General features: G+C 67.3%; 20 protein-coding genes and 1 tRNA gene. 8 read left to right on the plus strand and 13 right to left on the minus strand.

The genetic code is table 11. From position 1 onward, the window contains the following. Window positions 1–55: 55 nt before the first annotated feature. The 6 genes from GONAM_RS10435 to GONAM_RS22665 form a co-directional block, all read right to left on the minus strand. Window positions 56–2,938 (minus strand): phage/plasmid primase, P4 family, encoded by a 2,883-nt coding sequence (locus GONAM_RS10435; RefSeq protein ID WP_006866734.1) that lies wholly within the window; start codon window positions 2,936–2,938, stop codon window positions 56–58. A gap of 254 nt (window positions 2,939–3,192) precedes the next feature. After that, a complete protein-coding gene (locus GONAM_RS10440; protein WP_006866735.1) occupies window positions 3,193–3,438 on the minus strand; it encodes a hypothetical protein in 246 nt (81 codons plus the stop codon). Window positions 3,439–3,567: 129 nt separating this feature from the next. Further along, entirely contained in the window at window positions 3,568–4,065 is a 498-nt protein-coding gene (locus GONAM_RS10445) for a hypothetical protein (protein ID WP_006866736.1), read from the minus strand. Then, window positions 4,059–4,322 carry a hypothetical protein gene (locus tag GONAM_RS10450; RefSeq protein ID WP_006866737.1) on the minus strand — a complete coding sequence of 88 codons (264 nt, stop codon included), beginning with the start codon at window positions 4,320–4,322 and terminating at the stop codon, window positions 4,059–4,061. The genes GONAM_RS10445 and GONAM_RS10450 overlap by 7 nt, the downstream gene beginning before the upstream one ends. Before the next feature lie 44 nt (window positions 4,323–4,366). Beyond that, window positions 4,367–4,669, minus strand: a complete 303-nt coding sequence (locus GONAM_RS23100; RefSeq protein WP_006866738.1) for a WhiB family transcriptional regulator — start codon at window positions 4,667–4,669, stop codon at window positions 4,367–4,369. Window position 4,670: 1 nt separating this feature from the next. Further along, the gene (locus GONAM_RS22665) at window positions 4,671–4,907 is read right to left on the minus strand and encodes a helix-turn-helix domain-containing protein (RefSeq protein ID WP_006866739.1); all 237 of its coding nucleotides are present in this window, start codon (window positions 4,905–4,907) and stop codon (window positions 4,671–4,673) included. Between the two features lie 306 nt (window positions 4,908–5,213). On the opposite strand from GONAM_RS22665, the gene GONAM_RS22205 reads away from it, so the two are divergent. Then, entirely contained in the window at window positions 5,214–6,593 is a 1,380-nt protein-coding gene (locus GONAM_RS22205; RefSeq protein ID WP_006866740.1) for a site-specific integrase, read from the plus strand. A gap of 90 nt (window positions 6,594–6,683) precedes the next feature. Here GONAM_RS22205 and GONAM_RS10470 read toward each other — a convergent pair. Further along, window positions 6,684–6,757 (minus strand) — tRNA-Arg (locus GONAM_RS10470). Between the two features lie 144 nt (window positions 6,758–6,901). Between GONAM_RS10470 and GONAM_RS10475 the strand changes: the two genes are divergently transcribed. Next, window positions 6,902–8,926 carry a bifunctional copper resistance protein CopD/cytochrome c oxidase assembly protein gene (locus tag GONAM_RS10475; protein WP_040536029.1) on the plus strand — a complete coding sequence of 675 codons (2,025 nt, stop codon included), beginning with the start codon at window positions 6,902–6,904 and terminating at the stop codon, window positions 8,924–8,926. Between the two features lie 13 nt (window positions 8,927–8,939). Here the strand turns inward: GONAM_RS10475 and GONAM_RS10480 are convergent, their stop codons facing one another. After that, complete coding sequence (locus tag GONAM_RS10480; protein WP_006866742.1) at window positions 8,940–9,530, minus strand: chorismate mutase; 591 nt, start codon at window positions 9,528–9,530, stop codon at window positions 8,940–8,942. A gap of 158 nt (window positions 9,531–9,688) precedes the next feature. Here GONAM_RS10480 and GONAM_RS10485 point away from each other — a divergent pair, with 158 nt between their 5' ends. Beyond that, window positions 9,689–10,123: a single-stranded DNA-binding protein gene (locus GONAM_RS10485; RefSeq protein WP_006866743.1), complete on the plus strand. Its 435-nt coding sequence runs from the start codon at window positions 9,689–9,691 to the stop codon at window positions 10,121–10,123. A gap of 3 nt (window positions 10,124–10,126) precedes the next feature. On the opposite strand, the gene GONAM_RS10490 is transcribed toward GONAM_RS10485, so the two are convergent. The 5 genes from GONAM_RS10490 to GONAM_RS10510 are packed head-to-tail and all read right to left on the minus strand — an operon-like array spanning window position 10,127 to window position 15,214. Next, window positions 10,127–10,540: an ATP-binding protein gene (locus GONAM_RS10490; RefSeq protein ID WP_006866744.1), complete on the minus strand. Its 414-nt coding sequence runs from the start codon at window positions 10,538–10,540 to the stop codon at window positions 10,127–10,129. Window positions 10,541–10,559: 19 nt separating this feature from the next. Next, window positions 10,560–10,913, minus strand: a complete 354-nt coding sequence (locus tag GONAM_RS10495) for an STAS domain-containing protein (RefSeq protein ID WP_006866745.1) — start codon at window positions 10,911–10,913, stop codon at window positions 10,560–10,562. After that, window positions 10,913–12,940 (minus strand): glycosyltransferase family 2 protein, encoded by a 2,028-nt coding sequence (locus tag GONAM_RS10500; protein WP_006866746.1) that lies wholly within the window; start codon window positions 12,938–12,940, stop codon window positions 10,913–10,915. Before GONAM_RS10500 ends, GONAM_RS10495 begins: the two co-directional genes overlap by 1 nt. Next, window positions 12,937–14,208 (minus strand): PP2C family protein-serine/threonine phosphatase, encoded by a 1,272-nt coding sequence (locus GONAM_RS10505; RefSeq protein WP_006866747.1) that lies wholly within the window; start codon window positions 14,206–14,208, stop codon window positions 12,937–12,939. Before GONAM_RS10505 ends, GONAM_RS10500 begins: the two co-directional genes overlap by 4 nt. 13 nt (window positions 14,209–14,221) lie before the next feature. Continuing rightward, the gene (locus GONAM_RS10510) at window positions 14,222–15,214 is read right to left on the minus strand and encodes a glycoside hydrolase family 26 protein (protein WP_006866748.1); all 993 of its coding nucleotides are present in this window, start codon (window positions 15,212–15,214) and stop codon (window positions 14,222–14,224) included. A gap of 314 nt (window positions 15,215–15,528) precedes the next feature. On the opposite strand from GONAM_RS10510, the gene ettA reads away from it, so the two are divergent. From ettA to GONAM_RS10535, 5 genes are all read left to right on the plus strand, one after another. Then, window positions 15,529–17,202: an energy-dependent translational throttle protein EttA gene (gene ettA / locus GONAM_RS10515; protein ID WP_006866749.1), complete on the plus strand. Its 1,674-nt coding sequence runs from the start codon at window positions 15,529–15,531 to the stop codon at window positions 17,200–17,202. A 38-nt stretch (window positions 17,203–17,240) separates the two neighbouring features. Beyond that, window positions 17,241–21,983, plus strand: coding sequence for an NAD-glutamate dehydrogenase (locus GONAM_RS10520; protein WP_040536035.1), 4,743 nt, complete (start codon window positions 17,241–17,243; stop codon window positions 21,981–21,983). Window positions 21,984–22,046: 63 nt separating this feature from the next. Further along, entirely contained in the window at window positions 22,047–24,329 is a 2,283-nt protein-coding gene (locus GONAM_RS10525) for a molybdopterin-dependent oxidoreductase (RefSeq protein ID WP_040536037.1), read from the plus strand. 117 nt (window positions 24,330–24,446) lie between these two features. Continuing rightward, on the plus strand, window positions 24,447–24,917 hold the full coding sequence (locus tag GONAM_RS10530) for an acyl-CoA thioesterase (RefSeq protein ID WP_006866752.1): 471 nt from the start codon (window positions 24,447–24,449) through the stop codon (window positions 24,915–24,917). Beyond that, window positions 24,917–25,603, plus strand: coding sequence for a DUF8010 domain-containing protein (locus tag GONAM_RS10535; protein ID WP_006866753.1), 687 nt, complete (start codon window positions 24,917–24,919; stop codon window positions 25,601–25,603). The genes GONAM_RS10530 and GONAM_RS10535 overlap by 1 nt, the downstream gene beginning before the upstream one ends. Window positions 25,604–25,609: the final 6 nt, after the last annotated feature.

The following is a 25,609-nucleotide window of genomic DNA, read 5'->3' on the forward strand; positions in this document are numbered from 1 at the left end:
TTGCCTGTGCAGCTACCGTTTGCCCAGGTCGCGCCCCGCCCACGGGGATCGCGCTCTAGACGGCTCGGATGCCTTGGTAGACGCGTGTCCGGCTCCCTGCGATGGTGACCTGTTCTTTGGTGATGAAGGGGAATCCTTCGAAGAGGTACTTGCCGAAGACGTTGAGTGCTGCGGGGGTCTCGCCGTTGTTGTTGCACCACTGTTGGTAGCGGGTGTAGAGGCTCGTTACCGGCTCGGCAGCGGTCGGCTCTAGTTCGCATTCTGAGCGGATGAACTCGGCGATGGGCGAGGCGGCGTCGTTCATCATGTCGATGACGGTCTGTGACGATGCTGGCGCGGTGAATTGGTTGTTGGGTGCGGCGGTGAGGCGGTCGAGGCCGTCGAGTGCCCAGAGCAGGATGGCGGGCAGTTCGGGCCGGATGCGGTTGTAGAGGTCGGCGTCTTCCTTGCCGACGAAGCTCTTGTTGAGAACAAGGACCAGCGCCCGGATTTGGAGGGCTCCGGAGGGATCGGGCAAGCCGAGGATGTGGTTGGTGGCCAGGACGAAGCGGGTGGGTGCGTGTCCGACCCATGGGGCGAGGTACTTGCGGGCGATGCTGACTTTGTCACCGCCGATGATGTTCTTGAGCTTGCCGACGATGGCGTAGGTGCGTCCGTTGTTGGCGAGCTTGACGTCTCCGGCGATGGCGAGGGACTTGCCTACGGTTTGTTCGAGGCCGTGGCGGTCGTCGAGGCGGGTGACGTCGACGGCGGTGGTGTTGTTGATGCCGATGAGTTCCTCTTGGATTTTGAGGATGGTGCCCTTGCCGGATCGGGGTCGGCCTTGCATGAGGAGGAACTTGTGGAGGTCGGTGCGTCCGGAGAGGAGGTAGCCGAACCACTCTTGGAGGAGTGCGATGGCTTCGGTGTCGAGGATGCCGGTGTCGTCGTCGGTCCAGATGGAGGCGAGGAACTTGAGGAACTCGACCGGGGCGCCGACGTGCTCGTCGTGGGCGAAGGGTAGGACGGCGCGGTTGAGTAGCTCCGGGGTGTGGTCGTAGAGCGTGCGGGTTGGCGCGTGCAGGAGGCCGTTGGCCATGGCGATGAGCTCGTTGGCCGGGGGGCGTGTGGCGGTGGGGTCGTCGGTGAGCCAATAGGGTTCAGCGATTTCAGAGCTGAGCAGCTGGGTGCCCTTGAGCTCGCCGATGATGTCGTCCTTGCGGCGCTTGTTGGGGTTCCATGGCTTGAGGGTCACTGCGCCCTTGCGGTCGGTGTGGGCGTAGCGGGCGTGCTCGAACGTCTCGCTGATGAGCTTGCGGAGTTCCTCTTCGTCGATCTCCTGCCAGTATCCGGCGTTCCAGCTCAACCACTTTCGGCAGTGGAAGAGGAGGAGGTTGTTGCCGTTGTCGTCGGTGAAGTGGAGTTCGGCGAGGAAGCGGGCGCACGGTAGGGGTGCGTCCGGGGGTGGGGCGATCATGGGGGTGGCGCCGTCGGGGCCGTCTTCGGTGTATCCGGAGGGGCGCGGGAAGCTGGGTGAGGTGCCGTAGCGGACGGCGCTCGTGATGTCGATGTGGAAGTGGTAGCCGTCGGGGTCGGCGGCGTGCAGGGCGGTGCTCTTGCCCAGTGCCCACGCGGTGAGGTCGTCGACTTCGGCCTCGGTGTCGGCGGGGTCGGTGAGGTCGCACCCGCTGGTGGGGTCGTCCCGGAGGGCGACGACCGCCTGACGGATCTGGGTGAGGGCGTTGGCGGCGTCGAGGTAGCCGTAGCGGGCGAGGCCAAAGACGTCGACGAGGAGTCCGAGGGCGGTGTTGTGGAGTCCGGCTCCGGCGCGGGCGCGTTCGTTGAGGTTGGCGACGATGGTCTCGGCGATGGTGGCGCCGGTCTCGCTGGTGGTGGTGTAGGTGTTGGTGAACGCTTCGACCTCGGCGGTGTTCGCCGCTTCGAAGATGATGTCGTGGCCGTTGAATTTCGTCTGTCGTGCCTTGAGCCCTTTCGCCAGTTCGTCGGGCATGACGGGGATTTCGCCGACGCGGATCCATTGGTAGCGGCGTCCTAGGTGCGCCTTGGGGTGCTGAGAGGGGGCGGTCAGGATGATCGCGTTGTTGTGGCGGACTTCGCCCGGCGACTTGGTGTGGGTGCGGGTGCGAGGTTCGCGGACGTCTCCGGGGGCGAAGAAGGTCACGGGGTCGATGCCGGGTCCTCCGATGCGGCCGTTGGTGAAGCTGTGCCCGGCGGGTGTCTTGAAGATGTAGTGACCACGGCGGTCGTCTGTGGCGGATGAGCTGTGGAAGCATGCGCGGTCGAGGTGTGGCCACATCCACGGCGGGACGGCGTCGGGGTTGTCGACGTCGAGGACGGTGTGCTCGGGTCCGATGTGGATGGCGAGATTGACGGTGGCCAGGGGGACGGCGCGGTAGAACCCGGCACGCTGCACGGCTTCGGTGGGGTCGGCGCTGGGGGTGAACCACTTGGTGATCTCGTCTTCGCGGATGGTGCTGCGGTGTTGCCATCCTTTGCCTACGAGGGAGCCGGGGTTCTTTGAGGCGTCTTCGCCGGGCTTTCGGTCGGTGGGGACCGACGTGGTGGGCAGCACTCGGAATCCGGCGCGGACGAGGGCGCTGGCGGCGTCAGCCATGGTGATGTCGGTGTCGAGGAGTTCGGTGCCGAGGTAGCCGGGGCGGCTGCGGTATTCGAGCGTCTCGGACGAGGAGGGTTCCGCTAGCAGCGACTGGACGGGTGGCAGCTTGGCCGGCGGTTCGGGGGCGAGCTCGGGTTCAACGCCAGTGGTCGCAGGTGTTGTGGGCTGACTGGCCAGCCACCGACTGATATCGGTCTGCTGCGGGCTGTCACCTGACACCGGTCGGGCGGCGTCGGACGTGCCGGTCCCCTCGTCGATGTCGTCGGGGACGGCCAGAGGCGGGACGAACTCGAAGTCGTCAGCGTTGTAATCGGCGGTCATGGCGCTCTCTCTCGCTGGTACGTGCGTAGGTGCCAGGTGCGTCGAGAGCGGTTAGAATCGGCCCAGGGTAGGGGTTGGTTATCCAGCTCTCGGCGGCGTCGCCCTTGGCAGGGGCGGCGCCGTTTTTCGTGCCTGTGTCATGTGTTTCGCCTGTGTCTGTGTGTCGTGTCTTCTGTGTCTGTGTGTCGTCGCTGGTGTCGGGTTGTGTTGCGGTGTAGTCGGTTACAGCATGTCGGCTAGTTCGGTGGGGGCGGTCACGCGGCCACCTCCGTCGTCTTGGTTGGCACGACGGCGATCATGCGGATGAGCTGGTCGCGCTCCTCGGGGGTGAGGCTGAGTCCATCGAGTTCGCCGGAGAGGTCGCGGATAATCCGGAGGACGGCGAGCTGGCGGGATAGCTCGGGGACGGTGTCGCGTCCGTAGCGGCTCGCGTTGGCGAGTCGGGCGCGGGCGTGGGCGATGCGGTCGGTGATGGTGGCGTCGATGGTTGGTGCGGTCATTTCTTCTCCGTGATGCTCTTCGGTGTGGAGCGGATAGGGGTAAACGTACGCTTCGCGCAGATGCGATGCAACGACTGAATACGTTGCGCGCGTTGGCATTTGATCAAGTTGCGGACATAGTGCAATTGCTCAGACTGCGGCTCGGACTCGGAGGAGTTTGGCGACGAGGTGGGGGCAGAGTGTGATGAGCTCGTCGGCGAGTTGGGTGTCGGTGGCGAGTTGGTCGAGCGCGGCGCGGAGGATGAAGTCGTCGGTGCAGCGGGTGACGGTGAGGGTGGGCCGGTATCGGGCGGTCTCTTTGCGGGAGCAGGTGCGGGCGGCTTTGGCGACGTTGATGAGCCAGTTGGCGCCGAGTTTTTCGGCGGGCTGGAGCCAGTCGAGGTAGCTGCAAATCCATTCGCGCGCGGCGAACTCAGGCAGTAGCGGACGGCGTCGGCGTGGGCGGCGCTCGGCGTCGCGCTGGTGGACGTGTTCGAGTGCGGTCGCGGTGTTGAGGAGGCGGATCACGAGGGCTCGGGCGAGTGCGCGGCGGTCGGCCGGGTCGGCGGGTGGCTCGACGCGGCGCTCTTCGATGTAGCCGTCGACGGTCGCGTCGGCGAGGGCGAGGGCGTCGGTGGTCGTCAGCATTGAAGGTCTCCGAGGAGTGAGGCCAGCGCCACGGCGCCGGTGGCGGGGTCGAGGTGGTCGAGGGCGTCGTCTAGGCGCTGGCGGAGCTCGGCGAGTACCTCGGTGGCGCCGGTGATGCGGACGACGCTCCGGATGGACTCGTGGCGGCGTAGGTAGGTGTCACCCCCGGTGCGGGCGAGGTCGACGAGGTCGTCGGCGACGGATCCGTTTCGGGTCGAATCCGCTGGTAGACTTGGTTTTGCTGTCGGCAAGCGCATGGCGACGGCTCCTTCGGTCCGTGCTCCTCTGGGGCACGGACCGCTTAGTTGTGGGTGGTTCCTCGGCTGTGCGAGGGCGTGCGGTAGAGGCGTCCGGAGACGATGCCGTCGAGGCTCGAACGCGGCAGGCTGCTTGACCATTGGGCGCAGGGGGCCAGGACCGGGCAGGCGGCGCAGGTGGCTTTGGCCTTCGCGACGCGTTCGCGTTCGGGTCCTGCACTCCAATCGGCTGATGGGGCGTCGAAGAGCCCCGGATCGTCGCGACATGCTGCGTGTTCGATGACGGTTGTCGGTGGGGGCGGTCGCCGGGTGGTGTAGGGGTTGACGCGGCGGTTGGTGCGGTTCAATTCACTTGGCGCCGTGGACGAATCGAACGACGTCGGCGGTCGAGTAGTGCCAACGGGACGCCACTTTCCATGGTGTTGGACCGACTCCCTTGCTGCGCCACGCGTGAATCGTGCGGTCAGTGACGTGGGCGAGGCTCGCGAACTGAGGCGTTGTCATAGTCGGGCCGAATTCGTCGGTGGCGGCGTCGATGGCGGCGGTGAGGGCTTGTCCGCCCTTCGCGCGGGTCTGGGTGGTCATGGTTTCCGGTTCTCCAATGTGTGCGTGGATTGGCTTCTGGGTGTCGTTTTCGACGCTCGGTTCGGACGGTTTAGCTTCTAGAATCTTCGGTGTCCGATGGGGTTGAGAGTGGCACACAACTCGGGGGTTCGCAAGCGTCAATACCGCTGTGACCAGGTACTATGTCCTGAGGTTGCACAAGACAGTTAAGCAACTAAGCGGGTGGAGGGTTCTGGGGTCGGTTTCCGGAATACGGTTACTCGAACCTGCTATTGTGAAATGGTCGGGACCGGCTGGCGGTCCTCTCTGGACGATTGGATTGATCTGATGGGACGCGCGATCACGCAGCCGGGGCGGAACACCCCGATCAAACGGAAGCGGCTAAAAGACAAGGACGGCAACGAGATTAAGGGTCGGTGGGTGGCTTGGTGCCGATACGCCGGTGATGATGGCGTGGTGCGTCGGGCGAAACGGTATTCACCCGACGGTGTTCGTGACCCCCATGGGGCCAAAGCGGTTGCCGCGCTTGAGGATGCGTTACCCGACCTGAAAGCTTCGTCGGGCGCTGCACCTCGGCAGAAGGTCGATGAGGAGACGTTGGTCGATCTGCTCCGGGTGGAGTTATCGAAGATTCGAAAGTCGCCTGAGTACTACTCGCGGCGCACGGTCGACTCGTATACGAGGGTTGAGCGGGTGATGGTGTCGTCGGTGCTCGACGACGAGGACAAGCCGAATGTGTGTCGGGAAGGTGGGCACGACCACCTCGGAGTAGTGAAGGACACCCCCGCGAAGTTGGTGACGGCGGCGGATTTGAAGGCCGTCATTTTCGACATCGAGTCCGGGCATGACCGGGTGACGGCGTCGCAGGCGCGGACTCTGCTGCGGTTGGTGGGGAGCTACCTCGTCGACTCGGGGGTGTGGACGGTGAACCTGGCCAGCGCCGTCGAGTTCCGTCGTCGTCGGCATGCGAAGGGTGCGGCGATGGGCTTGGGTCGGGATGAGGCTCTTGAGCTGATGTCGGCCCTGCGGACTTCGGAGGCGGAGTTGCCGCCGTCGAAGTCGGGCACGCGGGCGACGGGTCGGACGGTGTCGGAGTTCGCGGCGACGGTGGATCTTGTCGACCCGCTGATGATGACGTTGTGGACTGGTCTGCGGCGGTCGGAGGTGTTGGCGTTGCTGTGGTCCGACGTCGACTTCGAGGCGCAGGCGTTGACGGTTCGGCACCACATTGTCCGGGCGTACCAGCATCACGGTGAGGGTGAGGGTCCGAAGACGGAACTCCTCCACGAGGCCGCGACCAAGACGGAGAACAGTGCGCGGGTGATCCCGCTCGCGGACGAGGTTGTCGAGATGTTGCAGCGGCGGCGGCGTGAGTACATGACCGGTGAGCGGGTGGCGCCTCGGGTGGGTGTTGAGCCGGTGATTTTTCCGACGACGGTCGGCGGGCTGCGAGACCCGGACACCTTCGCCTCTCAGTGGACGCGGATCCGGGGCGCCCTTGGAGTGCCGTGGTTGACGTTGCACCGACTCCGGAAGTCGACGGCTCGGATCCTGCATGACGCGGGTTTCACGTCACGGCAGATTGCAGACCTGCTCGGGCATGCCCAGATTTCGATGACTGAGGACACCTACATCGGGCGAGGTTCGGGGCCGTCGCGTGAGGTGGCTGCGGGGCTGTCTGCGGCGTTGGGGTCTGCGACCAAGTAGGGGATTGCTGCCCAATAAGACACATAAACGGCACCTGAGGCCTCCTGGTTGGAGGTTCGGGTGCCGTTTTCGTGCATACTGGCTGGTCAGTGCCCCCGGCAGGATTCGAACCTGCGACCTAGGGATTAGAAGGCCCTTGCTCTATCCACCTGAGCTACGGAGGCTGGTCGACGCTCGTGACATCAGACACGCGGCGTCGGGCACATGGAGTTTACGACATGGCGCCGGCTCCGCCGCAGGTGTGCCGCACACCACGGGCTGACCAGGTCGGAGGGTGTGTCGTCGACGCCCGGACCTACAGTTGAGGAATGACCCGCTCGTCGACGTCCGCCACGCCGGATCAGAATCGCGACGCGATGAACGAACCGCGCGGCGTCGTCACCGCGGTCCTCTGGGCGTCGGGATGGCTCGCCGCGATCGTCGCCATCGCCGTCACCGCCGTCTCCGCGTCCACCGCGCTCAAGCTGACCGGCGTCCCCGACCCCGGCCCGCTCACCACTTACGGGCTGCCGACGCTGACCGCGATCGGTGAGTTCGCGGCCGCGATCGCGCTCGGCTGCTCGGTGTTCGCAGCCTTCTTCGTGCCGCCGCAGTCCGACAATGTGCTCGACGTCGGCGGTTATCGCGCCATCCGGATCGCGGCGTCGTCGGCGCTGGTCTGGTCGGTGTGTGCGCTGCTGCTGATGCCGCTGTCGGCGTCGGAGGTCAGCGGTTCGCCGCTGTCGGAGGCCATCAAACCGGCCAACCTGATCAACGCCTACGGCCAGGTCGCCGAGGTGCGCACCTGGTTCTGGACGGCCGTGTTCGCGCTGGTCGCGGCAATCATCGCGCGGACGATCCTCAAGTGGGGTCCGACAGTCGCGGTCATCGCGTTCACGATCTTCAGCCTGATGCCGTCGGCACTCGCCGGTCACTCGTCGTCGGGCGGCAACCACGACATCGCCACCAACAGCCTCATCCTCCACCTGATCGGGGCGACGCTGTGGCTCGGCGGACTCGCCGCGGTGGTCGTCTACGCGCTCGCGTCCGGGCGGTGGCGGGCACTGGCGGTCCGACGCTTTTCCCGCGTCGCGTTCTGGTGCATCATCGTCGTCGGCCTCAGCGGCGGGGTCAACGCCGCCGTTCGGGTGCCCTTCGATCAGCTCTTCTCCGACACCTACGGTCAGCTCGTCATCGCCAAGGTCGCGGCGCTCGTCGTCCTCGGCGCTCTCGGTGCGTGGCACCGCCGCGTGACCATCGCCCAGCTCGACTCGGAGGAGCGGCCGTCGCTGTTCGTCCGGTTCGGACTCGTGGAACTGGCTGTCTTCGCGGCCACCTTCGGTCTCGCGGTCGGCCTCAGCCGGACCCCGCCGCCGGCCCTCGACACCGCGAACGTCTCCCCGGTCGAGAACGCCATCGGCTACGACATCGACGGTCCGCCGACCTTCCTCCGCTTCTTCACCGACTGGCGTTTCGACCTCATCTTCGGTCTCGCCGCGATCGTCCTGGCAGTCGTGTACATCCGCGGCGTCGTGCGCCTGAAGCGCCGCGGCGACGACTGGCCGATCGGCCGCACCTTCGCGTGGCTTCTCGGATGCCTGCTGCTGCTCCTGGCGACCTCGTCGGGCCTCGGGAGGTACGCACCGGCGATGTTCAGCATCCACATGATCGCCCACATGCTGATGTCGATGATGATCCCCGTCCTGCTGGTGCTGGGCGGCCCGGTGACGCTGGCTTTGCGCGCACTCCCGCCGGCCGGCCGCGGCAACCCGCCCGGACCCCGCGAGTGGATTCAGGCCGGCGTGCACTCCGGGCCGTCGCGCTTCCTGACGCATCCGCTGATCGCAGCCATCATGTTCGTCGGCAGCTTCTACATCCTCTACCTCGGCGGCCTGTACGAGTCGGTGGTCGAATACCACGCGGCGCACCTGCTGATGAACCTGCACTTCCTGCTCAGCGGCTACCTGTTCTACTGGCTCGTCATCGGGATCGACCCGGCACCACGACAGGTCAAACCGGTCGCCAAACTCGGCATCGTTCTCGGCTCGCTGCCGTTCCACGCCTTCTTCGGCGTGGCCCTCATGATGACCACCGCCGTCATCGCCGAGAACTACTACCGCGGACTCAATCTGCCGTGGACCTACAACCTGTTCGACGACCAGCGCGCCGGTGGCGGAATCGCCTGGGCGGCAGGCGAGATCCCGCTCGTCGTCATCATGCTGGCCCTGCTGGTCCAGTGGCAACGCAGCGACACCCGGCAGGCGAAACGCTACGACCGCAACGCGGCCCGCGACCATGACGCCGAGCTCGAGAACTACAACGACATGCTCAAGGAACTCAACAAACGCGGCTGAGCTCCAACAGGATTCAGCTCGATCCCGTCGAGACCGCGCAGACGGACTCACCGGCCTGGGCCAGGGCCGCGACGTGCAGCGGGTCGAAACCGGCGCCGGCGGCGGACCGAGCACTCGACACGGCCAGTTCCGGCGGGCAGCGCAGGGTCGTCACGACGTCGCGTGAGGCCGCGAGTTCGTCGACGATCGCCACGTTGAACTCGTTGATCGCCGCACGGACCGGACCGAGATCCGGTGTCGCGGGCGGAGCTGTCTGCCCGGGCAACTCCCACAGGGCGAACAACCCTCGTTGGACCGTCTTGCTCGCCTCGATCTGATCCCGGAACACGTTGCGTACGTAGGCGGGGTCGAGGTCCCGGTCGAGAGCGAGCTGCGACACGGTGTCGAGGACGACCTGTTCACGCGCGGGATCGTCGATGGCAGCGCCCGATGCCCACTTCGACGCGGCCACCGCGTCGGCCAGCGCGAGGCGCCCGGCGACCGCGTCGGTCAGGCCCGACAAGGAAGGGGCAGGTGCCGCCGCGGACAGAGGTGGCGTGGACAAGGGTGGCGCGACCAACGTCGAGGCCGCCATCAGACCCACCAGGAACCCTCGCAGTCGCATATCGCGATCCTATGGGCGGAACGCCAGAGGTACCGGCGATCTGTGTGTAAACCTCGGAGAGTTCTCCACAGCCCGATCAGGTCCCCGTCTCGGACGCACGCCGGGGGAGATGCTGATGCGGCCACACTTCCCGTGGCCGACACCAGTAGGAGACGACTATGTTTGAGACGTACACGACCGTCATCGGAACCGTTGTGTCCGAGCCCCGCCGACGCCAGACCACCACCGGCGAGGACGTGATCTCGTTCCGCGTGGCCTGCACCTCGCGCCGCATCGACAAGCGCAGCGGCGAGTGGGTGGACGGACCGACGCTGTATCTGACGGTGAGCTGCTGGCGCCGACTCCTCGCCGGCGTCGGCCTCGCCATCGCGAAGGGGCGGCCGGTCATGGCGCACGGTCAGATCAAGACCAACGAGTACCCGACGGCCGACGGGTCACGCCGCTCCGACCTCGAGATGACCGCCGTCGCCGTGGGACTCGACCTGAGTCGCTGCATCGTCACCTACCGCGGCACGCCGTCGTCGGAGCGAGACATCGCGGCCGCACTTCCGGTCGCCGCCGCAGACAAGGCGGAAACCCAGACGGCCGCGTAAGGGTCACGCGGTTCGGTTGCGGACCAGCCGCCAAAGGTTGTGTCCGTCGGAGCGGCGGTAGGACAACTCGTCGAGGACCCTGACGGCGATGGCGAGTCCGCGTCCTCGTTCGGCGACATCCTCGGGCAGGCTCACGGTGTCGAGGTCGACGCGAGCCGGATGGCCGTCATCGCGGTAACGTGCCTCGATCCGGTCCGGGGTCACCTCGACCTCGAGGCGGAGGTGCACGGTGCTCCCGTCCCGCGCGTGTTCGATGATGTTCGCGCCGATCTCGGCCAGGGCGAGCTCGAACTGCATGGCATCCATGTCGCCGACGGGGCATGTGCGCAACAGGTCCGCGAGGAGCGCGTGGACGTGCTCGAGGGTGTCGTCGGAGGTGATCTCCTCGAGTTCGCGCGTCCCCGTCTGTTCGGTCATGACGGTGATCCGGCGGATCTCATTCGACGGTCTCCGCGGCCGGACCGAACGCGGAGTCCGCGGACTCGTGCACGCGCAGAACCCGATTGAGATTGGTCAACTCCAGGACGGTCACGACCTGCTCGGTGGGAGCCGCGATCCGCAGATCTCCACCGGCCTGCCGCGCCACCTTCAGCCCGGAGACGAGCGCTCCGAGACCGGACGAGTCGATGAAGTCGGTCCCGGACAGGTCGACGACGATCCGGGACGATCCGGCGCCGACGAGCTCGTGCAACTGATCGCGCAGCTTGGGGGCCGCGACCATGTTGAGTCGGCCGGCGGGGGTGATCGCCACGGCATCGCCGTTCACGGCGCGGGTTGCGAAGGTCGTCATCATGGCCTTTCGTCTGTGGAGCTGTCGGCGGCGGAGTCGTTCGCGGTGGTACCGGCCGCAGTGGTCTCGTCGTGACCGCGGTAGCGGACCGCCATGATGACGACGCTGAGGATCACCAGATCGAACAGTACCCAGAACAGGTTGACGCCCACGCCCAGAACGGAGATCGCGCCCCGCCACAACTGCACGATGCCGATCACCGACGCCACGACGAGGAGGGCCATCGCGGCGAGTTGTGGACGGACGAGGTGCCACGGCAACGCGTCCTGGGACTGCTTCGTCTTCGGCGTGACCGCGAAGCCCAGGGGCCGGTTCAGGTAGACGTTGCGGAACGCCGTGGTGCAGGCCCGGATCCAGACCGGGAACAACGCGAGACTGTACTGCTGTCCCCGCCAGGTCGGGGTGCCTCTGGCCACCACGAGGAACAGCACCTGGTTGATCACCAGGAACGGGATGAGGCGGAGGAAGAAGTCCCAGCTGTAGGCCTGCACGGGGAGAACCCCCAGGACGAGGTACACCACCGGGGCGGCGATGTAGGCGATCGCCGCGAAGCCCGCCAGGTAGCTCCACATCGTCGCCCAGTACATGAGTCGCTGGGCAACGGTCAGTCCTTTCTGGACCAGCGGGTTCTCTCGCAGCATCACCTGGATGGTGCCTTGAGCCCACCGAAGGCGTTGGGTGAGCATCGTTTTCAGGTCCTCAGGGGCAAGACCGTAGGCGAGGTTCTCGTGGTGATACGCCGAATTCCACCCCAGGGCGTGCAGTCGCATACAGGTGGCCATGTCCTCGGTGACCGAGATCGTCGCGAGCGGCAACATCGGTTGCGCCTCATCGGATCTGCCGACATCGACCGCCGCGACCAGCGCACGGATCGACTCGATGGCGCCGAGCGGGGACCATTCGCGATCGGCCAGAACCGCCAGTGCGTCGAAGTCGAGTGCCCCGGCGCCTGCTTCCTGCTCGCTGAACTCCGTGAGGGCCTCGATCGCCTCGAGGTCGGCACGCATCACCTCGACATCGGCGTCGACGAGTCCGCGGGCGGCCTCGTCGACCCGCGCCTGGAATCGGTACGTGATGTCGGCCAGCGGTTCCCGGTCCTTCAGCTGCGTCCGTGCCTCCTTGACCGCGGCATCCACCCGGTCGAGTGCGGCGAGTGCCGGGGCGTTGTCGCGGACGCGACGCCTGGTTTTGCGGAGCACGGTCCGCGCGGTGCGCAGGGCACGGTCGACGCCGTCCTCGACGGCGGTGACATACTGCGTGATCCCCAGCTGCATCAACGCTTCCCGTCGCAGCACGGCGTTGGAGCCGCAGAAGAAGGCCGCGTTCCAACCGTCCTTTCCTTGCTGGATCGGCCCGTAGAAGAGCGGTGCCTGCGATCCGAGCGGGTCCGAGGGCGGCACATTGACGAAGTACTGCGGGGTCTGGACCAGGGCCATCTTCTCGTCGTGGAAGTAGCCGAGCGTGCGGTCGAGGATCTGAGGTTCGGGAACCTGGTCGGCGTCGAGGATCAGGATGAACTCGCCCTCGGTCTGCATCAGCGCGTTGTTGAGGTTGCCCGCCTTCGCATGTCGCGGTTTGTCCAGCCAGTTCGACGACCGGGTCAGGTAATCGACGCCGGCCGCGTGCGCGGCCTCGGCGAGTTCGGCGCGGTCACCGTCGTCGAGAATCCAGGTGGTGTGCGGGTAGGTGATGGCCCTGGCGGCGAGCGCGGTCTTCATCACGAGGTCGATCGGTTCGTTGTAGGTGGTGATGAAGACGTCGACCGTCGCGTCCGCGGGTGGCGGTGGAGGGTCGGGACGGTGCTGCAGTTTCCACATGGTGAGCCCGAACAGCAGCGAGTCGATGAGGCTGTAGGTCTCGGCGACGACCAGCGGTACGGCGATCCACCATGCCTCCCAGTTCACCGAGGCCAGCCAGCGCCACACGATGTAGTTGAGTCCGAGCACGGCGGCCACGACGATGAGCAGCCGCAACCACGGTGACGGGGCGGTCCGCGCGAGGGTGGACTCCTCGAGGCTCTCGCTCATCCGGCATCGTCCCGCCGGATCGCGACGAGCGTGACATCGTCGACCGGAGGAAGACTGGCCACCAGTTCCTCGACCTTCCTCCGCACCGCGGCGGGAGTGCTTGTGCCGGAGAGTATTCGGAGCAGTTCGAACGCGTCGCCGCCGGCAACGAGGTCGAGGAGACCGTCCGAGGCGATCACGAGCATGTCGCCGGGGCCGAGATCGACTGCGGCCGACCGCCAGGTGTCCTCCGGCAGGATGCCGATGGGGAGTCCGCCGCCGTGCAGGACGGTGCAGTGGCCGTCGGAGCGGCGTACGGTCGCCAGGCCGTGCCCACCGTCGACGTAGTCGATGTGACCGTCTCGGGTCCGCAGCCGCGCGTGGAAGAGCGTCGCGAAGGTCTCGGTGCCCGCGAAGTCCTCGGCGAGCTGCCCCGCCACCGTCTCGACCACCTCGCCGAGATCGTGTTCTGGGGTATCCACGCAGACAGCATCGAAAGCGCGTGAGGCAGCGCGCATCGCCGACCGCACGGTCGCGGTGAGGATCGCCGCCCCCAGACCTTTGCCCATGACGTCGGCGACGGTGAACACGAGTCCGTCGTGACAGCGGTAGTGGTCGTAGAAGTCGCCACCCACGGCGAACGCGGGTAGGCACGTCGCCTCGATCGCATAGCCGGGCACGACCCCGAGCGGCGGTGGGAGCAGCTGACGCTGCACCTTCGCGGCGCGCTCGAGGTCATCGGAGTTCTCGATCTCGCGTTGCGCCCAGGCCGCCAGCTCGCGGAACGCGGCCAACTGGTCGGCGGTCAGCTGCCGGGGCCGGGTGTCGTAGACGCAGAAGGTTCCCACCGGGTGACCGCCGGGACCGTACAGCGGATACCCGGCGTAGAAGCGTATTCCACCCTCACCGCCGATCTGGGGGATCTCCGCGAAGAAGGGGATCGTCGACACGTCCTCGATGACGAGCGCCGGGTCGGCGGGACGTGTGTAGGCCCGAGCGACCGTCACCTGGCACACGGTCTGCTCGCGCGGCTGGTTCTGCAATTCGATGCCGTCGACCGCCTTGAACCACTGTCGATCCCGGTCGAGAAGAGAGACCGTCGACATCGGGACGCCGAACACCGCCTTGGCCATGCGGGTGATCTGCGCGAACCGGTCCTCGGGGTCGGAGTCGAGCAGGTTGAGCTGCTCCACCGCCCGCAGACGTGCCTCCTCGACGTCGGGGTCGATCCGCGCGTGCGTCTCGTCCACCGCGACCCGACCCGGTCTCTCCACTTCGACCCCCGTCACCGTGTGTCTCCTTTCACCGCAGTCCCACTTCCTCGAGCGCGCGGGCCATCGCCCGGCCCGCTTCCGGCGAGCTGTTCAGGCCCCAGTCCGCTTCCTTGTCGTGGTCGAACCACACGAAGCCGGTGACCCCGTCCGCATCGTCGAGGTAGTCGACGAGATCGGCGATCCAGTCGGCCTTCGAGCCGCCGGCCTCGGCGCACCCGACCTCGGTGACGAGGATCGGCTTGTCCGGCGCCAGTTCGCGCAGCTGGTCGAGCGAGGAGTCGAAGAGGTCGTCCGGCGATGTCCATCGGTGGCCGGGAACCGAGCCCCAGTTGTAGCCGTCGAGGCCCAGGACATCGACGTAGCCGGCGCCGGGATACCAGCGGGACAGGGGAGCATCGGAGATGGGCACGTTCGGCGCCCACACCCACTTCACATTCACCGCGTTCTTCGACGCGAACAGGTCGTGGACGTGTCGCCAGGCCGCGATGTACGTCTCGGGGGACGTCCCACCGGCGGGACTCCACGGGTACCAGTCGCCGTTGGGTTCATGTGCGAACCGCAGGTACACCGTCGAACCCCAGGCGACCAGTTCGTCTGCCCAGCGGTAGAGGTGGTCGTCGTGTGTTCCGTCGGCGATCGACGCCATCGAGAACGCGGTCCGGTCGTAGGTGCCGTCGCCGAGATGCCTCCAGGGTTCCCAGGTGACGATCGGCTCGGCACCCGCTCCGACCACGGCGTTCAGCGCGGCGATCGGTGGAATGGCCGTGAAGTCCTCGAAGAACAGGTTGATGCTGGGGGACACACCGGTCACCCGGGCGACGGCCGCGGCATCGGCCGGTTCGAGCGGCCCGTTCGGCGTGGTGATCCCGAACCGCAGACACGGGCCGGGGGGACCCGACAGCGGGGTGATGCCGGCGGGGCACACGCGCGGATCGGCGGAGCACGCGCCGACTGCGCCGATCGACACGGCGATCACGCCGAACACCATCGTCATCACGGTCCATCTGCTCACCGGGGGCATGACACTCCCATCACGATGCCCCAGTGCCGCGCGGTGCTCGACGACCCTGTTCTTCTCATCCGGGACCATCGCCACACGCCGATCGACCCGCGTCGGCTCCGGCCGACAAGAATCCATTGTTGCGACAGATCGCACATCTTGTGCCATATCCGGCGAAATGAGCACCGACGATCCGCGGGCAGGGTCACCGGGCGACGAGTCCATACGGGCCGACCACTAGGCTGGGACCCATGTATGCGCACCGACCGTGCGTGCGCCAGAGCATCTCTAATTGCTGACATCCCCGCATCGAGCAGGTCCGAAGGAGTTTTCACGTGGCTGAGTTCATCTACACCATGAAAAAGGTGCGCAAGGCGCACGGCGACAAGGTCATCCTCGATGACGTCACCATGTCCTTCTACCCGGGCGCCAAGATCGGCGTCGTCGGTCCCAACGGTGCAGGTAAGTCGTCGATCCTGAAGATCATGGCCGGCCTCGACCAGCCGTCGAACGGCGAGGCCTTCCTCGACCCCGAGGCGACCGTCGGCATCCTGCTCCAGGAGCCGCCCCTCAACGAGGAGAAGACGGTCAAGGAGAACGTCGAAGAGGGCATGGGCGAGATCAAGGTGAAGCTCGACCGCTTCAACGAGATCGCCGAACTGCTGGCCACCGACTACTCCGACGAGCTGATGGAGGAGATGGGCAAACTCCAGGAGGACCTGGACAACGCCGACGCCTGGGACCTCGACTCGCAGCTCGAGCAGGCCATGGACGCCCTGCGCTGCCCGCCCGCCGACTCGCCGGTCACCCACCTGTCCGGTGGTGAGCGACGCCGCGTCGCACTGTGCAAGTTGCTGCTGCAGAAGCCCGACCTGCTGCTCCTCGACGAGCCCACCAACCACCTCGACGCCGAGTCGGTGCTGTGGCTCGAGCAGTTCCTCGCCTCCTACCCGGGCGCCGTCCTGGCCGTGACCCACGACCGGTACTTCCTCGACCACGTCGCCGGCTGGATCTGTGAGGTCGACCGCGGCAAGCTGCACCCCTACGAGGGCAACTACTCCACCTACCTCGAGAAGAAGGCCGAGCGTCTCGAGGTCCAGGGCAAGAAGGACCAGAAGCTGCAGAAGCGCCTCAAGGAAGAGCTCGCCTGGGTCCGTTCGGGTTCCAAGGCCCGCCAGACCAAGAACAAGGCCCGCCTGGCCCGCTACGAGGAGATGGCCGCGGAGGCCGAGAAGACGCGGAAGCTCGACTTCGAGGAGATCCAGATCCCGACGCCGCCCCGTCTCGGCGATGTGGTGGTCGAGGTCTCCCACCTCGACAAGGGCTTCGAGGGCCGCGTCCTCATCAAGGACCTGTCCTTCACGCTGCCGCGCAACGGCATCGTCGGCGTCATCGGCCCCAACGGTGTCGGTAAGACCACGCTGTTCAAGACCATCGTGGGTCTCGAGGAGCCCGACTCGGGCACCGTCAAGGTCGGCGAGACGGTCAAGTTGAGCTACGTCGACCAGACGCGCGCCAACATCGACCCCAAGAAGAACGTGTGGGAGGTCGTCTCCGACGGGCTCGACTTCATCGAGGTCGGGCAGAACGAGATGCCGTCGCGCGCCTACGTCAGCGCCTTCGGTTTCAAGGGCCCGGATCAGCAGAAGAAGGCCGAGGTGCTCTCCGGTGGTGAGCGCAACCGCCTGAACCTCGCACTGACCCTGAAAGAGGGCGGCAACCTGATCCTGCTCGACGAGCCGACCAACGACCTCGACGTCGAGACCCTCGGTTCGCTGGAGAACGCGCTCGAGAACTTCCCCGGCTGTGCCGTGGTCATCAGCCACGACCGCTGGTTCCTCGACCGCACCTGTACCCACATCCTGGCGTGGGAGGGCAACGTCGAGGAAGGGAAGTGGTTCTGGTTCGAGGGCAACTTCGAGGCATATGAGGCGAACAAGGTCGAGCGCCTCGGCGCCGACGCGGCACGTCCGCACCGGGTGACCCACCGCAAACTCACCCGCGATTAATACCGACCCGTCCGGCACGGGTGACTAGCATCGGCGATGTGACGTCACTCGTGCCGGACGCGGTGAACCACTACTTCAAGTCCCGGGCCGAAGGCTCCGGGGCGGACAGCGCCGCCGAGCAGGTGATGCGTCACCTTGACGTCGCGATCCGGCGCGATCCCGGTCAGGCGCTGGTCGAGGTCGCCGTCGACGAGGGCGGCGCGGTCGAGATCGTCGTCGTCAACGACGACATGCCGATGCTCGTGGAGGCGGTCCTCGCGACCGTCGAGGCCCACGACCTCGCCATCGACCGCATGGACCATCCGGTCATGCCGGTGCAACGCGACACCGACGGCCGGCTCGAGGCGATCGACGACGGGCCCGGTGCCGCCTGGGAATCCTGGATCTTCGTCGGCGGGCTCGCCGGACATCCCGGCGTCGACCCGGAGGCACTTCGTGCGGATCTTCTCGAAGTCGTGTTCCGGGTGGGCGACGTCGACCACGACGCCGCCCGCATGCGGTCGCGGATGACATCCTGCGCCGCCGACCTGTCGGTGGCGCCGGTGCGCGAGTCCACCGGCATCCGCAACACCGACCGCTACGAGTACGCCAAACTCCTCGAATGGTTCGCCGGGAACCACTTCCACCCACTCGGCTACACCCGGGTCGGCACCGACGGCGTCCGGGACGGCGACGAGCGGCTGGGTGTCTGGCGCACCGACTCCATCAACCGGGACTTCCCGGCGGTGACCACGCGTCCACTGCTCCCGCGAGCGAGCCGGGTCTACGTCGCAACCGGCATACAACGGTCGAATTTTCCCGTGCTGCTTCAGGTTCCGGCTTTCGATTCGCACGGGAACTACGACGGTGAGCACCGGTTCCTCGGTACGCTCACCTCCTCAGGTCTGCACCAGACCGTGCTCGACGTCCCGGTGCTGCGCACCAAGGTGCGCGACGTGCTCGCCCGGGCCGGCGTCGACGAGGACTCCTTCGCGGGGCAGTCCATGATCGAGCTGCTGCAGAACTATCCGGTGGTGGAGATGTTCGCCTCCACCACCGACGAACTCACCCGCCGCGTCACCGAGATGCTCGACGCGGTCGCCACCCGGTCGTTGCGCCTGTTCGTGCGAACCAACGCCGACGGCAAGACCGCGGTCGCCCTCATCTATCTACCCCGGGATCGCTACAACACCCAGAGCCGGCTCGCCCTCGAACGCGCCCTCATGGACGAATTGCACGGCAGCGCACTCGAATACACGGCGCGCGTGAGCGAGATGCCGCTCGCGCTCCTACAGGTGCTGGTCTGTATCGAACCGGGCGCCGCATCGGAACTCGGATCGGTGGACACCGGATCGCCCGCGCATGCGCGTATGCAGGCGGCCCTCGCGGCGGCGATCCGCGGATGGGACGAACGTGTCCGGGAACTTGCCGCGAACCTGGGTGATCGTTCCGGATCGATCGCCGGCGGGCCGGAACTCCTGCTGCGGCAATTGCCCTCACTTTCCGACGACTACAAGGAGATACGCGAACCCGGGGACGCCCTCGAGGACCTGATCCACGTCGTCCCTCTCGAACCGGGTGCGCTGGCGGTGACACTGGACGCCACCGAGGAGCGCGGACCGGGCGACCACCACCGCTGGCGGTTCACCCTCTACCTCTGCGGGGAGTCGGCGACCCTCACCGACGTCCTACCTGTGCTGCACAGTCTCGGCCTCGACGTTCTCGAAGAACATCCGTACGAGATCCGACGGTCCGACGACACCGTCTGCTGGGCCTATGAGTTCATCGTGCAACTCGCCGCGGGGATGTCGGTGGACCTCGACCATGCCGACGACCTCGAGGAGCGCTTCACCGAGGCGTTCCGTCAGATCTGGCTCGCCGCAGCGGAGGTCGACGACTACAACGAGCTGATCATCCGCTGCGGTCTGGACTGGCGGTCGGCGGCGATGCTCCGCGCCTACGGGCAGTACCTGAGGCAATGTGGATTCTCTTATAGCACAGCCCATGTCGCGAATGTGCTCGGCCGTCATCTGCAGATCACGCGCGGACTGGTCGATCTGTTCGTGGCCTCCTTCGACCCGGCCGCCGCCGATCCCGAACGGCGCGAGCGGGTGAGCGAGCAACTCCGGACCGACATCGGGACGGTGCTGAGCCTCGACGCCGATCGCATCGTGTCCGCTTTCGCCGCCGTCATGACCGCGACGTCACGGACGAACTACTTCGTGAAGGTCGGCGACCGGGATGGCGAGCATCGCCCCGTGATCTCGTTCAAGCTCCGGCCCCGCGAGATCCCGCAGACCCCCGAACCCCGTCCGCTGCACGAGATCTTCGTGTACTCGCCTCGGGTCGAGGGCGTCCACCTGCGGTTCGGTGCGGTGGCGCGCGGCGGGTTGCGATGGTCGGATCGGAAGGAGGATTTCCGTACCGAGATCCTCGGTCTGGTGAAGGCGCAGGCCGTCAAGAACGCTGTCATCGTCCCGCTCGGCGCGAAGGGCGGATTCGTCGTCAAACGTCCGCCGGCGCCGACGGGTGACGTTGCAGCCGACCGGGATGCGCAGCGCGCGGAGGGGATCGCCTGCTACCGGCAGTTCATCTCCGGTCTGCTCGACGTCACCGACAACATCGACCGCTCGACCGGCGAGGTCATCCCGGCCCGCGGTGTGGTCCGCCTCGACGAGGACGACACCTACCTGGTGGTCGCGGCCGACAAGGGCACTGCGGCGTTCTCCGACATCGCCAACGAGGTGTCACAGTCGTACGGCTTCTGGCTCGGTGACGCGTTCGCCTCGGGCGGCTCGGCCGGTTATGACCACAAGGCCATGGGCATCACCGCCCGCGGTGCCTGGGAATCGGTCAAACGACACTTCCGGGAGATGGGCGTCGACACCCAGACGCAAGACTTCACCGTTGTCGGCATCGGCGACATGAGCGGCGACGTGTTCGGCAACGGCATGCTGCTCAGCGAGCACATCCGGCTCGTCGCCGCCTTCGACCACCGGCACATCTTCGTCGACCCGGACCCCGTCGCCGACAGGTCCTACCGCGAACGCCGCCGGCTGTTCGAGTTGCCGCGATCGTCGTGGGCCGACTACGACACCGATCTGATCGGCGTGGGCGGCGGGGTGTGGTCCCGCGACCGCAAGGCGATCCCCGTCAGTGCGGAGATGGCGGCCGCGCTCGGCATCGAGGAGGGGGTCGACGAACTCTCGCCGCCCGAACTGATCCGGGCGATCCTCCTCGCGCCGGTCGACCTGCTCTGGAACGGCGGGATCGGCACGTACATCAAGGCGTCCACGGAGACCCACGGAGATGTCGGCGACAAGTCCAACGATGCGATCCGCGTCGACGGTGATCAGGTGCGCGCCAAGGTGATCGGGGAGGGCGGCAACCTCGGGGCCACCGAACGGGGGCGGATCGAATACGACCTCGCCGGTGGCCGGATCAACACCGATGCACTCGACAACTCGGCCGGCGTCGACTGCTCCGACCACGAGGTCAACATCAAGATCCTGCTCGATTCCGCGGTGTCGGGCGGCGCACTCGACCCCGACGATCGCAATCCGCTGCTCGAGTCGATGACCGATGACGTCGCCGATCTCGTTCTCGCGGACAACATCTCGCAGAACTCCGAGTTGGGCTTCTGCCGCACCTTCGAGCTCACGCGCGTGGAGGTCCATGCCCGGATGCTCGACCAGCTGTCACGAGAACGCGGCGTCGATCTCGAGCTCGAAGCCCTCCCGCAGGCGCGTGCACTCCGCAAGCGGTTCGACGGGGAGTTGCACCGTGGGCTCACCTCGCCGGAGTTCGCGACCCTGATGGCGCACGTCAAACTCGAGGCGAAGTCGGATCTGCTGGCCAGCGATCTCCCCGACAACGATGTGTTCGCGCCACGCGTCGCCCGCTACTTCCCGGAAGCTCTGCGCGAGACGTACGGAGAGCAGATCAACTCCCACCGGCTGCGGCGTCAGATCGTCACGACGACCCTCGTCAACGACGTCATCGATCACGCCGGGATGACGCACCTGTTCCGGTTGAGCGAGGGCGCCGGGTGCACCACGGAAGAAGGTGTCCGCGCCTACGTCGTGTCCAACCGGATCTTCGGCATGGGCGACGTCTTCGAGAGCATCCGGCACGCACCGGCGCCGGCCGAGGTCGTCGACGGGATGATGCTGTATGCCCGCCGGCTGCTGTTCCGGGCGTCGCGGTGGCTGCTCGCGTTCCGCCCGCAGCCGCTCGCCCTGGCCGCCGAGATCACCCGCTACTCCGATCGGATCACCCAGCTGTCCGCGGCTGTCGACGGCTGGCTGGGGAAGAGCTCCGCGAAGGACATCGCCGATCGCGTGCGTGCCTACGTCGACGAGGGGGTCCCCGACGGCCTGGCCCGGACGGTGGCCGTCAGCCTCCACCGGTTCTGCCTCCTCGACATCATCGACGCCGCGGAGATCTCCGACCGCGATCCCGAAGAGGTCGGCGACCTCTACTTCGCGGTGATGGAGCACTTCGGACTCGAGGGACTGCTCACCGCGGTGTCGAACCTGGACTACGGCGACCGCTGGCACGCGCTCGCCCGACTGGCGCTCCGCGACGACATGCACGGCGCGCTACGTGCGCTCACCCTCAAGATCCTCGAGGTCAGCGAACCCGACGAGTCGAGCGACGAGAAGATCGCCGAATGGGAGTCCTCCCAGTCGAACCGGCTCAGTCGCCTCCGCAGCGTCCTCGGGGAGATCGAGGAGACCGGGACCCTCGACCTCGCGACGCTGTCGGTCGCGGCACGACAACTCCGGAGTGTGATCCGCTGACGCGCTTCGGCCCGTGATCCGTTTCGGCCCCGCCGACCCGATGCCCGGGCCTAGCCTGGGCTCATGACGCGTACGGCACCGCGAATCTGCCCGCTCTGCGAAGCGACCTGCGGCTTGACCCTCGTCGTCGACACCCACGGCGGCCCGATCGACGAATACGCCGTGGGAGACGGGCACCTGCGTGGACACGTGACCGGTGCCCGCGGCGACGCCGACGACGTGTTCAGTCACGGCTACATCTGCCCGAAGGGGGCGAGCTTCCCACAGCTCGACAACGACCCGGACCGTCTCGAACACCCGCTGATCAAGCGGGACGGACGGTTCGTCGAGGTCGACTGGGACGAGGCGCTCCACGAGGCCGTCACTCGTCTGCGCGCGGTCATCGACGCCCACGGCGGATCGTCGGTCGGTTTCTATCTCGGCAACCCGTCGGCGCACACCATTGCGGGCACCATGTACGCACCGCTGCTCGCGCGGGCGATCGGCACCCGCAACGTGTTCAGCGCGGGCACTCTCGACCAGATGCCCAAGCAGGCGGCGTCGGGATACCTGTTCGGTCACGCCGGGACCTTCGCGGTTCCCGATCTCGACCGCACCGATCACCTGGTGATCATCGGCGCGAATCCCGTTGTCTCCAACGGGAGTATGGCCACCGCCGCGAACTTCCCCGGCAAGCTGAACGCCCTCCGGAGTCGCGGCGGGCAGCTCACGGTCATCGACCCGGCGCGCACCCGCACCGCCCGTCTGGCAGACACCCACCTCGCACCGCGCCCCGGAACCGATGCCGCGTTGCTGGCCGCCATCGTCACCTGCCTGTTCGACGAGGGGCTGGTCGCCGACGACCTCGGCGGCATCGCGCCCCACGTGCAAGGTGTCGACGAATTGCGCAACGGCATAACCGATCTCACGCCCGAGAGGGTGGCCCCGTACTGCGATGTGCCGGCCGAGGACATCCGCGCGCTCGCCCGTGAGATCGCGGCGGCGCCGTCGGCGGCGGTCTACGGCCGTCTGGGCACCACCGTCGTCGAGTTCGGAACCCTCGGCAGCTGGCTCGTCGACGTGGTCAACGTCCTCACCGGCAACCTCGACCGGCCGGGTGGGGTGATGTTCCCGACGGCGCCGACAGCCCCCGCACCCAGGCCGGCCCGGCCGGGGCGCGGATTCCGGACCGGCCGCTGGCGCAGCCGGGTATCGGGACATCCCGAGGTCGCGGGGGAGTTGCCCGCCGTGGCGATGGCCGAGGAGTTCGAGACGCCCGGCGAAGGGCAGCTGCGGGCACTGGTCACGGTCGCGGGCAACCCCGTGCTGTCGGCGCCCAACGGCAGCCGCCTGGCCACTGCGCTCGATGCCGCCGACATCGTCGTGTGCGTCGACCCCTATCTGAACGAGACCACCCGGCACGCCGATGTCATCCTGCCGCCACCGCGCCCCTCCCAGAGCCCGCACTTCGACGCGATCCTCAACAACCTCGCGGTACGCGCGAACGCCCGCTACTCGTCGCGCGTCCTTCCGCTGCCCGACGGCCGACCCGACGAGATCGACATCGTGTGCCGCCTGATCCTCGGACTCTCCGGGGTGGGCGTCGACGCCGATCCGGGCCTGGTCGACGAGCAGGTCATCGCCGCGACCCTGGCCAAGGAGGTGACCGACCCGCATTCACCGGTCGCCGGGCGCGACACCGAGACGCTGGTGGCGATGTTGCCCGATGCGCCGGGCCATCAGCGCCGCCTGGACATGATGCTGCGCCTCGGCGCGTACGGCGACGGTTTCGGTGCACGGGAGGGCCTGACGTTCGCCGATCTGCTGGCCGCCCCGCACGGCATCGACCTCGGGCCGATGCGGCCGCGGCTGCCCGGCGTGCTCCGCACCCCGTCGGGAAAGGTCGAGCTGGCACCGGACCCGCTGATCGGGGATCTCGCCCGGCTGCGCGTCGCGGTCGACGCCGGACACCCGACGGGCGACCGGTCGTTGCTCCTCGTCGGGCGCCGGCACCTGCGGTCCAACAACAGCTGGATGCACAACCTCCCCGCTCTCACCGGCGGCACGAACCGATGCACCCTGCAGATGCACCCGGACGATGCGACGCGACTGGGCATCGACGGCATCGCGACGGTCCGCGGAGCGGGCGGATCGCTGACCGTCCCGGTGGAGATCACCACCGACATCAAGCCCGGCGTCGCCTCGATGCCGCACGGCTGGGGTCACGACGACGCACAGTCCCGGCTGTCCGTGGCGGCCGCCGAACCGGGCGTCAACGTGAACCTCCTCAACGACGGGGCACGGCTCGACCCGCTCTCGGGGACCGTCGTCCTCAACGGCGTGCGGGTCGAGGTCGGTCCCGCCTGAGCCGATCGAGGTCGCTCGTCGCCCGTCCGAGGTCTCGGTGCCCGTCGTGCGTAGGGTTGATCTCGCGGCGCCCGGCGTCGTACCAGCAGATCCGGATCGACAGGGGATGGAACGCACGTGCTCAACGAGGACTCGGGGACCGCAACAGCTGCCGGCTACGTGGTGAAGGTCCCGGTGCGATGGTCGGACATGGATGTCTACCAGCACATCAACCACGCCCGGATGGTCACGCTGCTCGAGGAGGCGCGCATCCCGTGGCTGTTCCTCGACGGTCGGCCCACCGCGCCGCTGCGGGACGGCTGCCTCGTGGCCGACCTCCACGTGAAGTACCAGGCACAGCTGCGGCACTCCGAGGGGCCCATCGAGGTGACCATGTTCGTCGAGCGCCTGCGCGCCGTCGACTTCACCGTCGGCTACGAGGTCCGCGCGGCCGGGGCCGATCCCGCCTCGAAACCGGCGGTCGTCGCCAGCACTCAACTCGTCGCCTTCGATGTCGCCGGGCAGCGCATCGCCCGACTCACCCCGGAACAGAAGGAGTATCTGAACTCCTTCCGCCGCGCCGACGACACGTCTGCGAACCCGCGCTGATGGAACGGTTCATCCAGATCGCGGAGTCCGATCGTTCCAACGCGTCGGCCTTCCTCGCCCATGCCCAACGGCTCGACGACGCCGCCGTCGTGCGCGTCATCGCCCGCTCGGACGGACTCGTCGGACTCTGGACGCACACCGGATTCGAGGTGCTCGCGACCCGTGCGGTCTCCGGGCGGGTGGCACCTGCCGACATCGTCTGCGACGCCGCATCGCTGCACTCCGCGCTCGCCGCGGCTCCTGCGGGCGAACCGATCGATCCCGGATTCTCCCTCGACTCCGCCTGGCGCGGTGCACTTCCCGCGTCCGTCGGCTACCGGCACGTCGATGATGTGCCCGCGCGCAGCATCGTCGGCCTGGCGCGCGACGGTGCCCGCGTGGCGCGAGAGGAGGGAAGTGCTCACGGACCCGCCACGGGTGTCCTCGACCAGGACGTGCTCGAGGTCTCGACCGAGGACGGCGCGCTGCGCGCGGCGGTCACCATGCGGTCGCTCTTCGCCTTGACCGGAATGGGTTTCATCCGCGACCGCGACGGGCGCGCGGTCACCGAGAGCTCGCCGGTCGAGGACATCGACGCCGCCGAGCCGGTCCGGATCCGCTTGTCCGCGGCCTGGATTCGGGTCGACGCCCGATACGGGTCGGTGTACCAGCGGCGTCACCGCGACCTGTCGGTCACAGTGCTCTAGGAGTCC

The sequence above is a fragment of the Gordonia namibiensis NBRC 108229 genome, from assembly GCF_000298235.1.
In the GTDB taxonomy this organism is placed as follows: domain Bacteria; phylum Actinomycetota; class Actinomycetes; order Mycobacteriales; family Mycobacteriaceae; genus Gordonia; species Gordonia namibiensis.

Bases quoted from the DNA above. Each gene is read 5' to 3' on its own strand.
- GONAM_RS10500 (WP_006866746.1), bottom strand. From the start codon at position 12,940: ATGAGCGAGAGCCTCGAGGAGTCCACCCTCGCGCGGACCGCCCCGTCA.
- GONAM_RS10440 (WP_006866735.1), bottom strand. From the start codon at position 3,438: ATGACCGCACCAACCATCGACGCCACCATCACCGACCGCATCGCCCAC.
- GONAM_RS10480 (WP_006866742.1), bottom strand. From the start codon at position 9,530: ATGCGACTGCGAGGGTTCCTGGTGGGTCTGATGGCGGCCTCGACGTTG.
- GONAM_RS10535 (WP_006866753.1), top strand. From the start codon at position 24,917: ATGGAACGGTTCATCCAGATCGCGGAGTCCGATCGTTCCAACGCGTCG.
- GONAM_RS10510 (WP_006866748.1), bottom strand. From the start codon at position 15,214: ATGCCCCCGGTGAGCAGATGGACCGTGATGACGATGGTGTTCGGCGTG.
- GONAM_RS22665 (WP_006866739.1), bottom strand. From the start codon at position 4,907: ATGACCACCCAGACCCGCGCGAAGGGCGGACAAGCCCTCACCGCCGCC.
- GONAM_RS10495 (WP_006866745.1), bottom strand. From the start codon at position 10,913: ATGACGACCTTCGCAACCCGCGCCGTGAACGGCGATGCCGTGGCGATC.
- GONAM_RS10475 (WP_040536029.1), top strand. From the start codon at position 6,902: ATGACCCGCTCGTCGACGTCCGCCACGCCGGATCAGAATCGCGACGCG.
- GONAM_RS10490 (WP_006866744.1), bottom strand. From the start codon at position 10,540: ATGACCGAACAGACGGGGACGCGCGAACTCGAGGAGATCACCTCCGAC.
- GONAM_RS10525 (WP_040536037.1), top strand. From the start codon at position 22,047: ATGACGCGTACGGCACCGCGAATCTGCCCGCTCTGCGAAGCGACCTGC.
- GONAM_RS10445 (WP_006866736.1), bottom strand. From the start codon at position 4,065: ATGCTGACGACCACCGACGCCCTCGCCCTCGCCGACGCGACCGTCGAC.
- GONAM_RS10485 (WP_006866743.1), top strand. From the start codon at position 9,689: ATGTTTGAGACGTACACGACCGTCATCGGAACCGTTGTGTCCGAGCCC.
- GONAM_RS10450 (WP_006866737.1), bottom strand. From the start codon at position 4,322: ATGCGCTTGCCGACAGCAAAACCAAGTCTACCAGCGGATTCGACCCGA.
- GONAM_RS10435 (WP_006866734.1), bottom strand. From the start codon at position 2,938: ATGACCGCCGATTACAACGCTGACGACTTCGAGTTCGTCCCGCCTCTG.
- GONAM_RS22205 (WP_006866740.1), top strand. From the start codon at position 5,214: ATGGGACGCGCGATCACGCAGCCGGGGCGGAACACCCCGATCAAACGG.